Raw genomic sequence first — 764 nt, forward strand, 5'->3', positions numbered from 1 at the left:
GTGAGGGCGGGATAAGCGACCGACATAATGTCGGTCGTGGCGACAGCAACGACAGTAGATACCGGGCACGCGCACCCGTCGGTCAATCGGCCGAACCTCACCAGCGTCGGAACCATCATCTGGCTGAGTTCCGAGCTGATGTTCTTCGCGGCCCTCTTCGCGATGTACTTCACCCTGCGATCGGTGACCGGTCCGGACTTCTGGAAGGAACAGGCCGACGCCCTGAACTTCCCGTTCTCGGCGACGAACACCACGATCCTGGTGCTCTCCTCCCTCACCTGCCAGCTCGGCGTGTTCGCCGCCGAGCGCGGTGACGTGAAGAAGCTCCGGGGCTGGTTCATCGTCACCTTCGTCATGGGCGCGATCTTCGTCGGCGGTCAGATCTACGAGTACACCGAGCTGGTGAAGCACGAGGGCCTGTCGCTCTCGTCGAACGCCTACGGCTCGGCCTTCTACCTGACCACCGGCTTCCACGGCCTGCACGTGACGGGCGGCCTGATCGCCTTCCTGCTGGTCCTCGGGCGAACCTACGCGGCCAAGAGGTTCACCCATGAGCAGGCGACCGCCGCGATCGTCGTGTCCTACTACTGGCACTTCGTCGATGTCGTCTGGATCGGCCTCTTCGCCACGATCTACATGATCAAGTAGCGGGACCGTTCCACGCGCCGCAGAGCGCACTTCCAGAAGCATCGACGCAGAAGATCCTGACACCGGGGTAATCCGTGAAAAAGCTCTCCGCACGACGACGCCATCCGCTGGCGGCG

The 764-nt window shown here is 63.1% G+C and carries 1 protein-coding gene; it reads left to right on the top strand.

The genetic code is table 11. The features are described from left to right. Nucleotides 1-27 precede the first annotated feature (27 nt). Nucleotides 28-648, top strand: coding sequence for a heme-copper oxidase subunit III (locus tag G6W55_RS37970; protein WP_078633202.1), 621 nt, complete (start codon nucleotides 28-30; stop codon nucleotides 646-648). Nucleotides 649-764 lie beyond the last annotated feature (116 nt).

The sequence above is a fragment of the Streptomyces sp. CAI-85 genome (genome assembly GCF_013363615.1).
In the GTDB taxonomy this organism is placed as follows: Bacteria; Actinomycetota; Actinomycetes; order Streptomycetales; family Streptomycetaceae; genus Streptomyces; species Streptomyces antibioticus_B.